16 protein-coding genes are annotated in these 15,285 nt (G+C 60.8%); 3 read left to right on the top strand and 13 right to left on the bottom strand.

Features of this window, described 5'->3' with window-relative positions; translation table 11 throughout:
- Nucleotides 1-78: 78 nt before the first annotated feature.
- From ACM110_RS07800 to ACM110_RS07755, 10 genes are read right to left on the bottom strand one after another with little or no spacing between them, the layout of a single operon-like run.
- Nucleotides 79-504 (bottom strand): acyl-CoA thioesterase, encoded by a 426-nt coding sequence (locus ACM110_RS07800; protein ID WP_416127319.1) that lies wholly within the window; start codon nt 502-504, stop codon nt 79-81.
- Nucleotides 497-2,041, bottom strand: a complete 1,545-nt coding sequence (locus ACM110_RS07795) for an HAL/PAL/TAL family ammonia-lyase (RefSeq protein ID WP_416127318.1) — start codon at nt 2,039-2,041, stop codon at nt 497-499. The genes ACM110_RS07800 and ACM110_RS07795 overlap by 8 nt, the downstream gene beginning before the upstream one ends.
- Entirely contained in the window at nt 2,022-2,963 is a 942-nt protein-coding gene (locus ACM110_RS07790) for a glycosyl transferase (protein WP_416127317.1), read from the bottom strand. The genes ACM110_RS07795 and ACM110_RS07790 overlap by 20 nt, the downstream gene beginning before the upstream one ends.
- Nucleotides 2,960-3,694, bottom strand: coding sequence for a glycosyltransferase family 2 protein (locus ACM110_RS07785; protein ID WP_416127316.1), 735 nt, complete (start codon nt 3,692-3,694; stop codon nt 2,960-2,962). Before ACM110_RS07785 ends, ACM110_RS07790 begins: the two co-directional genes overlap by 4 nt.
- Complete coding sequence (locus ACM110_RS07780) at nt 3,687-5,366, bottom strand: AMP-binding protein (protein WP_416127315.1); 1,680 nt, start codon at nt 5,364-5,366, stop codon at nt 3,687-3,689. Before ACM110_RS07780 ends, ACM110_RS07785 begins: the two co-directional genes overlap by 8 nt.
- Nucleotides 5,363-5,908 carry a hypothetical protein gene (locus ACM110_RS07775; protein ID WP_416127314.1) on the bottom strand — a complete coding sequence of 182 codons (546 nt, stop codon included), beginning with the start codon at nt 5,906-5,908 and terminating at the stop codon, nt 5,363-5,365. The genes ACM110_RS07780 and ACM110_RS07775 overlap by 4 nt, the downstream gene beginning before the upstream one ends.
- The gene (locus ACM110_RS07770) at nt 5,905-6,159 is read right to left on the bottom strand and encodes an acyl carrier protein (RefSeq protein ID WP_416127313.1); all 255 of its coding nucleotides are present in this window, start codon (nt 6,157-6,159) and stop codon (nt 5,905-5,907) included. Before ACM110_RS07770 ends, ACM110_RS07775 begins: the two co-directional genes overlap by 4 nt.
- Nucleotides 6,160-6,168: 9 nt before the next feature.
- Entirely contained in the window at nt 6,169-6,429 is a 261-nt protein-coding gene (locus ACM110_RS07765) for a phosphopantetheine-binding protein (protein ID WP_338584348.1), read from the bottom strand.
- Nucleotides 6,410-7,219, bottom strand: a complete 810-nt coding sequence (locus tag ACM110_RS07760; RefSeq protein WP_416127312.1) for a lysophospholipid acyltransferase family protein — start codon at nt 7,217-7,219, stop codon at nt 6,410-6,412. The genes ACM110_RS07765 and ACM110_RS07760 overlap by 20 nt, the downstream gene beginning before the upstream one ends.
- Nucleotides 7,195-7,920, bottom strand: a complete 726-nt coding sequence (locus ACM110_RS07755; protein WP_416127311.1) for a beta-ketoacyl synthase chain length factor — start codon at nt 7,918-7,920, stop codon at nt 7,195-7,197. The genes ACM110_RS07760 and ACM110_RS07755 overlap by 25 nt, the downstream gene beginning before the upstream one ends.
- A 354-nt stretch (nt 7,921-8,274) precedes the next feature.
- On the opposite strand from ACM110_RS07755, the gene ACM110_RS07750 reads away from it, so the two are divergent.
- Nucleotides 8,275-9,045 carry a ParA family protein gene (locus tag ACM110_RS07750; RefSeq protein WP_416127310.1) on the top strand — a complete coding sequence of 257 codons (771 nt, stop codon included), beginning with the start codon at nt 8,275-8,277 and terminating at the stop codon, nt 9,043-9,045.
- A 16-nt stretch (nt 9,046-9,061) separates the two neighbouring features.
- Here the strand turns inward: ACM110_RS07750 and trxC are convergent, their stop codons facing one another.
- Nucleotides 9,062-9,496, bottom strand: a complete 435-nt coding sequence (gene trxC, locus ACM110_RS07745) for a thioredoxin TrxC (RefSeq protein WP_416127309.1) — start codon at nt 9,494-9,496, stop codon at nt 9,062-9,064.
- A 195-nt stretch (nt 9,497-9,691) separates the two neighbouring features.
- Here trxC and ACM110_RS07740 point away from each other — a divergent pair, with 195 nt between their 5' ends.
- Complete coding sequence (locus tag ACM110_RS07740) at nt 9,692-9,988, top strand: type II toxin-antitoxin system HigB family toxin (RefSeq protein WP_416127308.1); 297 nt, start codon at nt 9,692-9,694, stop codon at nt 9,986-9,988.
- Nucleotides 9,985-10,386 carry a helix-turn-helix domain-containing protein gene (locus ACM110_RS07735; protein ID WP_416127307.1) on the top strand — a complete coding sequence of 134 codons (402 nt, stop codon included), beginning with the start codon at nt 9,985-9,987 and terminating at the stop codon, nt 10,384-10,386. The genes ACM110_RS07740 and ACM110_RS07735 overlap by 4 nt, the downstream gene beginning before the upstream one ends.
- A gap of 6 nt (nt 10,387-10,392) precedes the next feature.
- Here ACM110_RS07735 and selO read toward each other — a convergent pair whose 3' ends face one another.
- Entirely contained in the window at nt 10,393-11,856 is a 1,464-nt protein-coding gene (gene selO / locus ACM110_RS07730) for a protein adenylyltransferase SelO (RefSeq protein ID WP_416127306.1), read from the bottom strand.
- Nucleotides 11,857-11,904: 48 nt separating this feature from the next.
- Nucleotides 11,905-15,258 carry a mechanosensitive channel MscK gene (gene mscK / locus ACM110_RS07725; RefSeq protein ID WP_338584354.1) on the bottom strand — a complete coding sequence of 1,118 codons (3,354 nt, stop codon included), beginning with the start codon at nt 15,256-15,258 and terminating at the stop codon, nt 11,905-11,907.
- Between the last annotated feature and the right edge of the window lie 27 nt (nt 15,259-15,285).

Below are 15,285 nucleotides of genomic sequence, written 5' to 3'. Positions count from 1 at the left end.
CATCAGGAGAAACGCAGGGCGACTGCTGCGCAGTCGAACGCAGGCTTCGCCAGCTGCTACAGAGGATCGTGAACCGGTTCATGCGAGCATCCTCTCGACCGCATCGGTGAAGACCTTCGGCGAAGCCAGCTGCATCTCGCGATTGCTCATGTCGACCGCAACCTGCACGGAAACCGCGCGGGTCAGGCGTTCACCGGTTTCCAGGTCGCTGATCAGGTAGTTGATCTTCAACCGGTTCTCCCACTCCACCAGATTGGCGCGCACGTTCAGTTTCTGGCCGAACACCGCGCCGCGCACGTAGCGCAGTTGCAGGTCGATCACCGGCCAGGCGTAGCCCGACTTGGACATCGCGGTGTAGTTGTGGCCGATCTTGTCCAGCAACGCGCAGCGGGCGATTTCCAGGTATTTGACGTAATGGCCGTGCCAGACGACGTGCATGCTGTCGACGTCAAAGAACGGCACGAGGATCTCCGTATCGGTGTGCAGCACTCCCTTGCTACGCATGCAGCCTCCAGTGTTGTTTGGCGATTCGTTGCAGGCACAGGCGCAATTCGCCTTCCAGCGCGCGGTCTTCGATGACCGGGGGGAAGTCCTTGCCCAACTCTTCATGCATGGCCGCGAGCGCTGGCGGCAACGGTCGCGCATCTGCGGCCTGACCGCGCAGCCATACGCCTTGGTTGGCGGCGAGCAATGTGGCGGCCGCGACTTGTTCTGTCAGCTCCAAAACACGGATCGCATCGCGCGCGGCAATGGTGCCCATGCTGACCTTGTCCTGGTTGTGGCACTCGGTAGAGCGCGAGAAAACGCTGGCCGGCATGGTGTTTTTCAGCGCTTCGGCGGTCCAGGCGCTGGTGCCGATCTGCACGGCCTTGAAGCCATGGTTGAGCATGGCGCGCTCGGCCGTTGCGCCGGACAGGTTGCTCGGCAAACCGTGGTTGTAACGCTCGTCCACCAGCAGCGCGAGCTGCCGGTCCAGCAGGTCGGCGACGTTGGCCACGAGGTTTTTCAGGCTGTCCATGGCGAACGCGATGTGGCCGCCGTAGAAATGCCCACCGTGCAGCACACGTTCGGCTTCGGCGTCGATGATCGGGTTGTCGTTGGCGCTGTTGAGCTCGATCTCGATGAACGAACGCAGCCAGTTCAGGCTGTCGGCCAACACGCCCAGCACGTGGGGCGCACAACGCAGAGAGTAGCGATCTTGCAGGCGATGCAGCGGCGCGGTTGGCGCATCGATCGCCAAATCCTTGCGCAGCCACGCGGCGACCTGCATCTGCCCCGGATGCGGTTTGGTGGCGAACAGACGCTCGTCGAAATGCTCGGGATTACCTTGCAGGGCGACCACGTTCAGCGCGGTGATGCGCGTGGCCAGTTGCAGCAAATAATCGGCGCGGGCAAAGGCCAGGCAGGCGAGGCCGGTCATCACGGCGGTGCCGTTCATCAGCGCCAGGGCTTCTTTCGGACGCAGCACCAGCGGCTGCCAGCCGAGTTCACGATGCACGTCGACGGCTTGTCGGCGTTCGCCGCGGAACATCACTTCGCGTTCGCCGGACAGTGTGGCAGCAACGTAGGACAGCGGCGTCAGATCGCCGCTGGCACCCACCGAACCCTCTTCCGGAATCAGCGGCAGAATGTCGTGTTCGAGGAACGCTTGCAGGCGTTCCAGCAGCTCAACGCGCACTCCGGAAACGCCGTGGCACAGCGACTGCAAGCGCGCCGCCAGCACTGCGCGGGTGGCTTGGGCATCGAGCAGTTTGCCCAGCCCGCAGCCGTGGAACGTGTACAGGTGCTGCGGCAGCGCCTCGACGTGATGCAGCGGCACTGCCACCACGCAAGAATCGCCATAGCCGGTGGTCACGCCATAGATCACGCCTTCCTTGTCCAGCAGGGAATCGAGAAACCGTGCGCCTTTGGCAATGCGCTCGCGGTACGCAGGGTCGCTCTGCAACTGCGTCGGCGCCTGACGGTTGGCCAGGGCCAGCACGTCTTCGATGCGCAAAGGGAGTTCGCCGAAGGTTACCGGCTCAAGCGTTGGCGTCGTCATCGGTCTTCCAGAAAGGGTAAAAGTTGAACCATTGTTGGGGCGCGTCGAGGCAATAGTGACTCAGGCGCTCGGCATAGCGGGAGGCCCACTGATGAATGACCTGCTCGCGGTCGCTGCGCTTCCACGTTATCGAGTCCGCGAACGGCTCGATGGTCAGGCGATAATCACCGTCGGGTTTCTTCAGGCACATCAGCAGGTTGATCGGGCATTTCAGCAGACCGGCCAACAGCCACGGTCCTTGCGGAAATTTTGCCGGGTGACCCAGGAAATCCACGGTCACGCTACGCCCGCCATGCAGCGGCACGCGATCACCGGCAATCGCCAGCCATTCGCCGCGTTCGAGGCGTTCGTGCAGTTGCAGCATGATCAACGGGTCCAGTTCGCTGACCTGGATCAGGCGCAAATTGGTTGCACCAGCCTCGCCCAACAAACGGTTGAACTGTTCGGCGTGCTTGGTGTGCACCAGCACGTTCATGGTGACCTTTTCACCGATCTCGGCCAGCGCGCGGCAGACTTCGAGATTGCCCAGGTGCGTGCCCACCAGCATCTGTCCGCGTGTACCGCGCAACTGGTTGCGCAGCAGCGCCGGATCGATGATTTCGATCTGCTCGATGCTCAGCTTGCCGTTCCACACGTCGAGTTTGTCGAGCATGGAATCGGCGAAGGCCATGAACTGGCCGAACACTCGCCAATGGGTCGGACGCAATTCGCTGCGACCGCTCCAGTCGGCGAGCCGTTGCTGGTATTGCCAGGCGCTGAGGCGGGCGCTGCGGCCGAACAGGAAAAAGTACAGGACGATGCCGTACAGCAATGGGCTCAACAGCCGGCGACCGAGCACTTTGGCGGCGAGTGCGGTGAATTTCATCAGCCAGAAACTGCCGCGTTCTTCGCGATCGGCCCAGTGTTGCTTTTCTGTGTTCATGCGCGCCACCGTCGCCAGAGGATCATCGGCGAGCGCAACAACATGCCGAAGAACAGCCGGGTGTGCATGCTCGAAATCAGCACGTTGTCGTGGAACATGCGGAAATGCGAAACACCGTCCAGCGGGTAATGAACCTTGGTTTGCAGCCACTGCATCGGCTGCCCGCGCCAGGCCAGGCGCACCAGAATGTCCGAGTCGAAATCCATGCGTTTGCCGATCTTCGCGGTGTCGATCAACGCCAGAACCGGCGGTAACGGGTAGACACGGAAGCCGCACATGGAATCGCGAATCTGCAACGACAGGGTGTTGATCCAGACCATGACGTGGGTCAGGTAGCGGGCGTACAAGCGCCCCTTGGGCACGCTGGCGTCGTACTGCGGATAGCCGCAGATCACCGCGTAAGGATGGGCGCGCGACTGCTCGATAAAACGCTGCACATCTTGCAGGTCGTGCTGGCCGTCGGCGTCCACCTGCAAGGCATGGCTGAAACCCAGGCGCGACGCTTCGCGCAGACCGGTCATCACCGCGCCGCCCTTGCCCTCATTCGCAGCAAGGCGGATCAGGTAGACCATTTCGCGCTGTGCCAGTCGATCGAGCACTCTTGCGCACGCCGGGCTGCTGGCGTCGTCCACCAGAATGCACGGCAGATTGCTGGCGATCAGCGCATCGACCACGGTGGTAATCGCGGTTTCATGGTTGTAGACGGGGATGATTGCGCAGGGGCTATGCATGCGCAGCCTCCAGCAAGATCCGTCCGCTGGAACAGGTGGCGGTTTCGTTGCGATAGGCGAAATACAGTTTGCTGCGCACCGGGTCGAAGCGCAGGTGCAGTTGGACTTCATCGCCCGGCCGCACCAGTTGCTGGAACTTCAGCACTTCCATGCCGGCGAATTTTTCCGGCAGGTTCATCAATTGCTGGCCAAGGTTCAGCGCCCATTCCACCTGCACCACACCGGGTAAAACCGGGGCGGTGGGGAAGTGGCCGCTGAAATAGGCAAGATCCGGCGGCACAGCCAGTTGCAGACTCCACTCGCCTTCGGTTTCGGTCTGTTCCAAGACCTCCGGCGCCTTGGGGCGTGGCGCCAGCAGCAGCGCTTCGACATCGGTCTGGGGCAGTTTGCCTTGGGCGTTCAGCGGCATTTGCCGCAGCAAACGCCAGCGTCTTGGCAGGGCTAGCGCTTCGCAGTGCTGGCTCAGGTGTTGGCGCAATTGGTCGGTGAGCGTGCGCCGACCCTGATTGCGCAGGGCATGCAGGCCCGCGTCGCTCAGGACCAGCAACGCTCCCAGCGACGCGCGATTTTCCTGGACGACGCCAAGCCGCGCTTCGGCGACCCAGTCGTGGGCTGTCAGCGCCTGCTCCAGCATCGGCAGCGAGATGCGTTTTTCTTCCAGTTTGACGATCCGGTCCAGCCGTCCAAGCAGCTCGAAGCGGCCGTCAGCGGCGATCCGTGCAGCATCGGCGGTAGGTTCGATATGACCGGGGGGCAAGTACGGCGAGGCGATGAGCAGCGCGCCGTCGCGGTCCTGACTCAGTTCAACGTCCGCAAATGGCTGCCAGAGCGTTTCGCCCTGGCGCCAGGCAATGCCGCCGGTTTCCGAGCTGCCGAAGATTTCGGTCGGCCATTGATGCAAACGTTGGTGCAGGCTCTGCGCGGCTTCGGCCGGCAACGCGCCACCAGAAGAAAATACCCGGCGCACCGCGCTCAGGGCTGGCCAATCGAGATTGTCGCCCATGCGCTTGAGCAGCGCCGGGCTGGCGACCCAGGCGAAGGCTGGATGTTCGCGGCTGGCGCGTTGCAGGTCTTCGGGGAACGCCAGTTGCTTACGCACAAACGGACGCCCGGCGCACAGCGGCCACAGCACCCGAAACAGCAGGCCGTAGATGTGTTGGGTGGCGACGCTGCCGATGATGCACGCCGGACCGAGATCGGCACCCCACAACTGTTCCAGGGCTTCGACTTCATTGGCCAGTTGTCGCAGGGTTTTCTCGATGCGCTTGGGTTCGCCGCTGGAGCCGGACGTGCACAGGCTCAGCCGACATTGATTCAGATCCAGTGCAGCAGCACTCAGCGGTGAATGCCGATAGTCGCTCAGCTGTGCATCGTCAGGCTGATCGGTCAGCCACACATCCACTTCGCTCGACCAGCGTTGGCGGGTCTGTGGTTGCAGGTCGGCCGGTAGCAACACGCAGACCCCGGCACGCCAGGCGCCCAATAGGGCAATCGCCAGATCGGCGGCGTCTTCAAGGTGCACGGCGATACGCTGCGCACCCTGAGCTTGCAGGCCGGCCGCCAGGCTCAGGGCCTGCTCGCAGAGCTGCGTGTGATTCAACGCCGGTTCGGCCGTTACGCCGCGTTCCGGCTCGGGCTTGAGCAACAAATGCTCAAGTTTTATCCAATTCATGGGCGGCCTCGTACCCGTTGTCGTATCAGCCATTCAATGGCAAACATCAGGCCTATCAATCCGTAGGAAATCAGGCCGGTGTACAACATCCACCAGCTCAGCGGCGCCCACAGTGTCAGGGCGGCGGCGCACAAACCGTTGCAGAGAAAAAACACGCTCCAGGCGATGGTCACCTGGCGTGTATAGCGAATGCCCCTGGCCGGCAAATCCGGCTCGCGCAGGCGGGCCAGACGCTCGACCATGGGTGGGCCATATTTCAGGCTCAACCCGAACAATGCCAGCATGAAACCGCTGATCAATACCGGATACCAACGCAGCAACACCGGGCTGTCGAACAGCGCCAGCAGCAGGCAGAAAACGATCGCCACAGTGGCCATCCACAGACTGCCTGGTCGCCGCCGGCCCGTCAGCGCCCGCGCCAGCCACAGGCTGCCCAGCAGCAGGCCAAACTGCCACGGCGCGAAGTGCTCCATGCCGAAATACACCGCAAAGGGGTACAGCAGGCCCGCCAGCAGCAGGCCGAGGCCGATCAGTCGGCTCATGCGGCCGGTTGAACCAGACGGTAGACCGCCTCGACCACGTCGCTGACGGTACGCACCGATTTGAATTCCTCGGCGGCGATTTTCTTGCCGGTCTGGCGTTTGATGTGATCGATCAGGTCGACCGCGTCGATGCTGTCGATTTCCAGATCCTGATACAGGTTGGATTCGAGGCTCACGCGCTCGGGGTCCAGTTCGAACAGCTCGACCAAGGCATCGCGCAGTGTGTTGAAAATGTCGTCATGAGTTTGCATGGTCCGGTCTCAAGCTGCCTGTTTTGCAGTGACGAACGCCGCAAGGCTCGCCACGTTGCTGAAGTGGTTGCGGGTGTCCTTGGCGTCGGCATCGATTTTGATGCCGTACTTTTTCTGGATGGCCAGGCCGAGCTCCAGTGCGTCCACCGAGTCCAGGCCCAGGCCTTCGCCAAACAGCGTCTGGTCGTTGCCGATGTCTTCGGCGCTGATGTCTTCGAGGCCCAACGCTTCGATGATCAGGTCTTTGATTTCACGGTGCAGATCGCTCATCTTCGGCGAGCTCCTTGATAAAGTAAGAATGCAAATAATCGTTGAGCTTGCGCGAGGCCTGAGGGGCGGGGCCCAGCGCGGCGAAGGCTTGTGGGTCTATATCAGCCCCGACGCGGAAACTGAAGTGCACGCGACGTTTTGGGATCCGATACCAGGGCTCGGCCTTGGTCAATGTGGTCGGACTGACCTTGATCACCACGGGGGTGAGGATTTTCGCACCCCGCACGGCAATTGCCGCTCCCCCCCGATGAAAGGCCGGCGCCTGGCCCGGCTGGGTGCGGGTGCCTTCGGGAAAGATGATCAGGGTTTGACCCTCTTTCAGTGCGTCGGCGGCGGCATCGAGCATGTCCATGCTGCCGTCGTTGCTGATGTATTCGGTGCGCCGCAGCGGGCCGCGGGTGAAGGGGTTTTCCCAGAGACTTTGCTTGACCACGCAGTTGGCGTGGCGCACCAGCCCGATCAGGAACACCACGTCGATCAGCGACGGGTGATTGGCGATGATCATCTGCCCCGGGCGCCCGAGTTTCTCTGCACCCTGAATGTCATAAGTGAGCACGCCGGCGCGGCTCATGAACTGCACGAAAAACCAGAAGCAGCGGCTGACCGTCTGCCGCGCGCGCAGCCGGTGGGTCCGGGCATCGCCCGGCAGGCAGGCGAGCAGAGGGAAAACCACCACGCGCAGGCACAACCCGCCGAGCCCGAACAGGGCGAAGCTTGCGGCGGTGGCCAGCAGGCGCCAGTAATAGGCGTCGCGGTTCTTTTCGGTCATGGGTTGCGTTGCCAGGTCCATACACGATTTTTCCAGGCATGTTGGCAGGTGGTTTGTTGGCCCAACAGCGCACTCAACAGATTCAGTGCGTGGGGCCAACGGGGTTTGGACAACGCATCCGTGGGGCTGTTCAGGGACAGCTGCCAGTCATTGCCGGACGTGATCAGCAGGCCGACGGCGTACGGGAACGGCACGTCATCGATCCACGTCGAGTAAGCCTCGGGCGGTTGTTCTTCGGTCACCACCAGCAGTACCGCTGGCGCGCCTTCGTTCAGCAGGGCCGCCGCTTCCAGCATGCCGTGTTCAAGGCCATCGCCAGCGGCGGCGAGGGCGGTCATTTCGCTGGTTTCGCCGCGCATGATCGACCACAGGCCAATGATCGCGTTGTGCACTGACAGACTGAACTGCGTCGGCGACAGCGGCTGTTCGGCGGCCAGATCGCTGAGAATGTCAAAGGTGCGCGGCGTTTCACCGTGACGGGAAACAAAGACCAGCGGCAGGTCCTGGCGGCCTTCGGCCAAGGGCCAGCCGACACAGAACGCCATCCGCGCCAGTCGGCTCAGGCGCCGGCGTTGCATCGCGGGCAGGAACGACACGTCAGGAGCAGCATCGCTGACCGGCAGCACGACCGGTTGTCGACTCCAGGCCTGCCAATCGTCCACGCTTTCGAGCCCCGGGGCCCACGCGCGCCACTGGGCGATGTTGAAATTGATCACAGACATTCATCCCGCCCCTGCGGGCTTCGTTGACGCGGTGAGTGGCGCAAAATGCACGGCACACCTGCGTGGCGCTGGGCGCCGAGTGGTGCGCATTATCCCGGTGCCGGGAACGTGTAGCAAATGCTGGTTACATTTTGCTCAATGAGATGTGCCGGTTGTTTCGCAAAAACTGAACGTTTGCCAATTATTCACGTTTTCATCCCCCCGTCTGTCGGTTCTGGCTGCGATAGAGCGGGATGTTTGCCGGTTTTTTGGCCAGAGATGACGACTGACCGTGTAGTCCCCTGCCTGCGAGGTAGCTAAGCAGCGCTATGGACCACTACACTCGGTCATTCTTTGATACACGGAGGTTTTGACATGCGGCGCGTGGTGTTCAATCAGAAAGGTGGCGTGGGCAAATCCAGTATTGCCTGCAATCTGGCGGCGGTCAGCGCCAGCGAGGGCTTTCGCACCTTGTTGGTGGATCTCGATGCCCAGGCCAACTCCACTCAATACCTGACGGGGCTCACCGGTAGTGACATCCCGATGGGCATTGCCGATTTCTTCAAGCAGACACTGTCTTCCGGGCCGTTCTCCAAGAAGAACCAGGTCGACATCTACGAAACCCCGTTCGACAACCTCCACGTCGTGACAGCTACCGCCGAGTTGGCGGACTTGCAGCCAAAGCTTGAGGCAAAGCACAAGATCAACAAGCTGCGTAAATTGCTTGAAGAACTGAGCGAAGACTACGACCGGATTTACCTCGATACGCCGCCTGCACTGAATTTTTATGCGGTTTCAGCGTTGATTGCCGCCGATCGTGTACTGATTCCCTTCGATTGCGACAGTTTTTCGCGCCAGGCGCTGTACGGCCTGCTGGCAGAAATCGAAGAGCTGAAGGAAGACCACAACGAAGGGCTGGAAGTGGAAGGCATCGTCGTCAACCAGTTCCAGGCCCGTGCCAGCCTGCCCCAGCAAATCCTCGACGAACTGATCGCCGAGGGCCTGCCGGTGTTGCCGGTGTACCTCGCCAGTTCGGTGCGCATGCGTGAATCTCACCAGGCCAACACGCCGCTGATCCACCTCGACCCACGGCACAAGCTGACGCAGCAATTCGTCGAGCTGCATAACCTGCTGGAAAATGCCTGAAACCTGTCAGGGCGACTCAGATGCCCTGACTGCGCAACCAACTCATCAACTGCGGTAACGGGAAGGCCCCGCTCTGGCGTGCGACTTCCCGGCCGTTTTTGAACAGAATCAGGCTCGGAATCGAGCGAATTCCCAACTGTGCCGACAGCTGCTGGTTCGCCTCACTGTCCAGCTTGGCCAATCGGCATTTGCCCGCCAGTTGCGCCGCCGCCTGCTCAAATACCGGCGCAAACGACTTGCACGGCCCGCACCAGTCCGCCCACACGTCCACCAGCAACGGCAAATCGCCCTTGATCTGGCTGGCATAGTCGCCCTGTTTCAATTCGAAAGGCTTGTTCAGCAGGACTTCGGCTTTGCAGCGTCCGCATTTTGGATGGTCGTTCAGGCGCTCGGCGGGGATGCGGTTGAGGCCGTTGCAGTGGGGGCAGGGGATTAGGAGTGGGTCAGACATTTAGATGGTCCTGTGAAGAATCCGATAACTCCTATTTGGAGACGTCTGCTCACATTTTCAATCGTGCAGGGTGCGGCGATAAAACTAGGCTGAGTCGTACTCGATCAGGCCACTGGTCTTGTAGTGGATATCGCAACTTGCGATATTTTTGATCTGTGATTAACTCCCCATAGCAGAATGCGATAAGGATGTTGCATGCATGTCATCACCGAAAAGCGAATACGTGAAGCCGCTACCAAATGGCCAAGGGCAGCTACTGCACTGGATCATTGGTATCAATTGGTCAAAGGAAGTAAGCCGCCGGATTTTGCGGCGATGAGGGCCTTGTTTCCTGCCGTCGACAAGGTGGGTGAGTTTCATGTTTTTGATGTTGGTGGCAACAAGCTGCGGCTGATCGCTTTTGTCAGGTATCGATCGCAAAAGCTTTATATCAAGCATGTGCTGGATCACCGCGAATATGACCGCGGAAAATGGAAGGAGGAAAGAGCATGAGTGTCCTGATCAAGAGAGCTGCGGAGCATTGGGAGTTCGTTTCGCCGTTACTTCGAAAACCGAAAAACGAAGACGATTATGACTTGCTGGCGCAGGCGCTGGACGAGTTGCTTGAGATGACCGGCGATGATGAGTCCCATCCGCTCATGAGTCTGGTGGATATCATCGGTGACTGGATTGAGGAGTGGGATCACAAACATCACCCTATGCCGAAGCCCAGTGGGGCCGACATTCTTGGCTACTTGATGCGCGACCACGGTCTGACCCAAAGCGACTTGCCCGGTGTCGGCACCCAATCGGTGGTATCCGAGATTCTGAGCGGCAAGCGTCAGCTCAACCTGCGGCAGATCCGCTGGTTGGCCGAACGCTTTGGTGTGTCGGTGGAAACCTTCATCTGACCGGATTCAGGAAGAACAACTAATCTCCAGATGCTTGCCCCACTCCGGTGGCCGCTCGGCATAGCTTTCCATTCCCGATTGTTCCTCGAACGGGTTGCTCAGCACGGCATGCAGGCGACGCACTTCTGAGTAGTCGCCACTCTCAGCTGCATCAATGGCTTTCTGTGCCAGGTAGTTGCGCAGGATGTACAGCGGATTGACCGCGTGCATCCGCTCGCGACGCTGTTCCTGATTCAGCTCGCCTTCGCGGGCAACCCGGTCGATGTAAAGCTCGCCCCAGGCATCGAAGCCCTTGATGTCGACGAAGTCATCGCGCAAGCGAGCGATAGCGGCTTGGGGTGATTCTTCGCCCAGGCGACGGAAGAACAGGCTGTAATCGACGCCGCTGTTCTGCATCAGTTGCAGCAGCTGTTCCAGCAGTTTCTGGTCGTCGTCTTCGGCGGTGGTCAGGCCCAGGCGGCGGCGCATCAGGTCCAGGTAATGGGCCTGGAACAGCGGCAGGTACAGGCCGAGGGTTTCGCGTAAAGCTTCAACACTGATGAACGGCGTCAGGGATTGGGCCAACGCGCTGAGATTCCACTGGCCGATTGGCACCTGATTACTGAAGGAGTAGCGGCCCTGATCATCGGAGTGGTTACAGATGAAGTTGGCATCAAAGTCATCGAGGAAGGCGAACGGGCCAAAGTCGAAGGTGATGCCGAGGATCGACATGTTGTCGGTGTTCATCACGCCGTGGCAGAAACCGTAGGCCTGCCATTTGGCGATCAGCTCGGCGTTGCGCTCGACGATTTCGCGGAACATCGCCAGATACGGTTCCGGTTGCTCCAGGCATTCGGGAAAATGGTTGGCCAGCACGTGATCGCCGAGTTCTTTCTGCTTCTCGGGGCGTTTGGTGTAGTAGAAATATTCGAAATGCCCGAAGCGCACATGGCTCGGCGCCAGGCGCAGGACCATGGCGGCGCGTTCCTGTTTCTCGCGCCATACCGGGGTGTCTGAGCCGATCACACACAACGCCCGCGTGGTCGGGATGTTCAGGGCGTGCAAGGCTTCGGAGGCGAGGAATTCGCGGATCGAGGAGCGCAGTACCGCGCGGCCATCGCCCATGCGTGAAAACGGCGTCTGGCCCGCACCCTTGAGGTGCAGGTCCCAATGTTCGCCGGCCTCGTTATACACCTCGCCCAGCAACAGGCCGCGACCATCGCCCAGCTGCGGGTTGTACGAGCCGAATTGATGCCCGGAATAGACCATCGCCCGCGGAACCGCGTCGGCCCAGAGCTTGTGGCCGCTGAACAGCTCGGCGAACTCCGGGGTTTCGGCCACGGCCGGGTCGAGGTCCAGCAGCGCCATGGCGGCGGGACTGGCGACTACGAGGCGCGGATTGTCGATCGGCTCCGGCAGCACATGGGCGGAAAACGTATCGCCCAGGCGGTCGAAACGATTATCGAAGGTCAGTTCGTCGAGGGCTTTCAAGGGCCGGCTCCAGCAGAATGTCCGAGCATTCTGCTGGGGAAAGGCCGGTTAGTCGAGCTTGGCGGCGGGGGGCATTTGCGGCGGTTGTTTGCCATCCGTCAGCGGCACGATGGTTTTCGTTTCCGGTTCGATCGGCACCATCTTGTATTCCTGACCGTGCAGGTTCTTCAGGTAAACCTCCATTTGCCGGAACGAGATGTTGATGTGCTGCTTCTTGAACTCGCGATTAATGAAGCGGTTGACCTCATCGAGTACCGGGTTGCGGTCGCCGAGGTCGCGTACGTGCATGCGCAACTCGTGATCGAGAGTGCTTTCACCGAAGTTCAGGAAATACACGTGGGGTTCCGGATCTTTCAGTACACGCGGGTTATCGCGCGCAGCCTTCAGCAAAAGCTCTTTCACCAGATCCAGGTCCGAACCGTAGTCCACGCCGAGCTTGAGGGTCACCCGGGTGATGGTGTCGGTCAGCGACCAGTTGATCAGTTGCCCGGTAATGAACGTCTTGTTCGGGACGATGATGTCCTTGCGGTCGAAATCGGTGATGGTTGTGGCGCGGATGCGGATCTTGCTCACGGTGCCCGAGAGGTTGCCGATGGTGATCGTGTCACCGATCCGCACCGGGCGTTCGAACAGAATCATGATGCCGGAGATGAAGTTGGCGAAGATCTCCTGCATGCCGAAGCCGAGGCCGACCGACAGCGCCGCAACCAGCCATTGCAGCTTGTCCCAGCTCACACCGAGGGTCGACAGGGTCGAGACGAAACCGACACCGGCAATCACGTAGGACAGCAATGTGGTGGTGGCGTAGGCGCTGCCTTGGGCCAGGTTCAGCTTCGATAGCACGAACACTTCCAGCAGACCGGGCAGGTTGCGCGCCAGGGCGAAGGTGATGCCGATGATGATCAGCGCGCCGAGCATGTCGCCGATGCTGATCGGCACCATGCTCATGTTGGCGCCGGTGCCGCTGGTGTATTCGTAGAGGGTCACGTTGTCCAGGTACGAGAACACGGTGATCAGGTCGGCCCAGACCCAGTACAGCAACGCCATGAAACCACCGAGCAGTGCCAGGCGAATCAGGCGCAGGGACTGTTCGTTGACCTTTTCGATGTCCATGGTCGGTTCTTCGATCACCGCTTCGCCATCACCGGCCTCTTTCGCCGCCTGACGTTTGGCCAGGGCGCGCTGGTAGGCCAGCCGCCGTGCCGCCACGCTCAGGCCGCGGACGAAGGTGGCTTCGATCACCAGCCAGAACATCAGCAGGTACAAGGTATTGATCAAGCGGTCGCTGAGTTTCAGCGCGGTGTAGTAGTAGCCGAAGCACACGGCCACGAACAACGCGACAGGCAGGGCGGTGAACATGATGGCCATGAACTTGCGGAACAGCGGCGTGCTGTCGTGGGTCGGGCTGCTGATGAGCAGGCGACCGAGCAGCCAGGTCATCATCGCGTAGCAGGTCAGTACCACCGGCATGCCGAGCACGTCGTCGGCCAGTGTCGCCGGTTGCAGTTCGGCGACCGCTACCACCGCGACTAGCGCCATGACCACAATGCCGAGGCGACGAATCCAGCCTCGGAGGAATTCGACCTGAGGCTTTTCCCAACGGAAATGCAGTTCGGCCACGCCACCCGGCGCCAGAATCCGGTACGCGGTGTAGAACACCAGCCAGGCCTGGGCCATTTGCAGCAGGGCCGCGCCCATGTTCGCGTTCTGCCCGCGGGCGTCGATTTGCAGGGCCAGACCGCACAAGGCCAGGCCCAGCGCCACCGGCATGGCCAGCAGGATGTTGATCAGAATTGCCTGCGGCGTGTGCCACTGACTGTCGCGCTTGAAGTGGCCGATGTCCTGGTGAACCTTGTTCAACCGGGCATACAGACTCTTGCGGCGCCACAACAGCGCACCGATCAGCAACGCCAGCGGCAGGAACAGCAGCGGCCGCTGAGTCAGGCCGTCAGTCAGTTCGCTGAGGCTGGAAGCCCAAGGTAGTGTCGTGACCTGACGTTCCAGGCGATCCGGCACCGCGCGTATCCATTCCAGGTCCAGCGGTTTGTTGCTGGGGATCCAGAACATCTGTTCGTCCAGCGTCGCACGCAGGCTTTGCGCGGTGCTGAGCAGTTGTTTCTGGTTCAGTTGAAGGGTGATGGATTCGTTGAGTACCGCGCTCAGTTCGCGGTTCAGGCGCTCCAGCAGGTCGGCGCGAGTGGTCGCCAGTTCCAGCAGGCTCTTGCGCAGTTGCGGGGTGACCTGCTCAGGTGGCTGGGTCGATAGCAAATTGTCGACGTAAGTAGCCGGGTTGCTGAGCAACTCCCGTTGCTGGCTGACTTCGAACTGATACAGGCGAATGTCGGCGATCTGGTCGGCCAAATCGCGATCGACCTTGAGTCGCGGCAGCGCCAGTTTCTGTTTATAGAGAATCTTTGAGAGCAGCAGGCTGCCCTTGAGTACGTTGATCTGTTCGTCCAGCGCCGCATCGCTTTGCGTCACGCTGTCCAGCTGTTGCTTGGTCTGCAGGTTCTGCTGGGTGACTTCGTTGAGGCGGTCAGTGCTTTTGAGCAGGTAGTCCGAGAGCTTCAGGTTGGCCGAGCTTTCGGTGGCCAACAGGCTGCTGCCACCGGCCTTTTGCGCTTCGATGGATTGCTGCGTCACCGTCTCCTGGGACTGAGCCAGGCGCTTCTGATTGATCAGACTTTGCAGGTCCTGGATTTCCTGGTCCAGGCGGTCGGATCGTTCCGACAACAGGTCATGCTGGCTGTTGCCCAGGTCTTGCAGCTGGGTATTGCCGGCCAGTTCCTGGCGACGCAGCGGGATCAGGGCATTGAGTGCCGCCAGTTCGGCGTTGAGCTGATCGCGCTGCTCGGCACTCAAGGTCTTGCCGGCGTCTTTGCCGGTCTTGAGGATGTTGTTGATCTGCTGGATGCGCGTCTGGCTGGCGGATATTTCGGCCTGGGCGCGTTCCGGGCGGGTCTGGGCGGTGATGATCAGGCTGTTGGCATCGGCCAGGGCCTTTTGCAGATCGCTTTGCTGGGTCGAGCGCTCGGTGAGCATTTGCTCGAGCTGCTGAATCGACTCCTTGGTAAAGCGTTGCGCCACCGGCACCACGGCGCTGGCCTTGAGACGCGTCAGCTCACGCTGGTTCTCGATGGTTTGCTTGGGGGCCGTGGCCAGTTGTTGCTTGAGGTCGCTGAGTTTCTGCTCGTAGTCACGCTTGTTGTTGAGCTGCGTCAGCGTGCCTTGCAGAACGGACTGCAAAGCCTTTTGATCCGCCTCCGGCAGTTTGCGGTCGGCGATCTTGTCCAGACTCGTCTGTACGGATTCGCGGGTGGGCGGTTCGGCGGCTTGCAAGGTGCCGACAGAGAGGCTCAGGCCCAAAAGGGCCATGATGAAAAAGGTGCGCAGGCTTGACATAAAGACCGATCAAATACGAGGCGAAGA

It is taken from the genome of Pseudomonas sp. NFX98, from assembly GCF_047784845.1.
Lineage (GTDB): Bacteria > Pseudomonadota > Gammaproteobacteria > Pseudomonadales > Pseudomonadaceae > Aquipseudomonas.
Note: the sequence above shows the minus strand (reverse complement) of the source record. Positions and strands in the feature narration are given on the sequence as shown.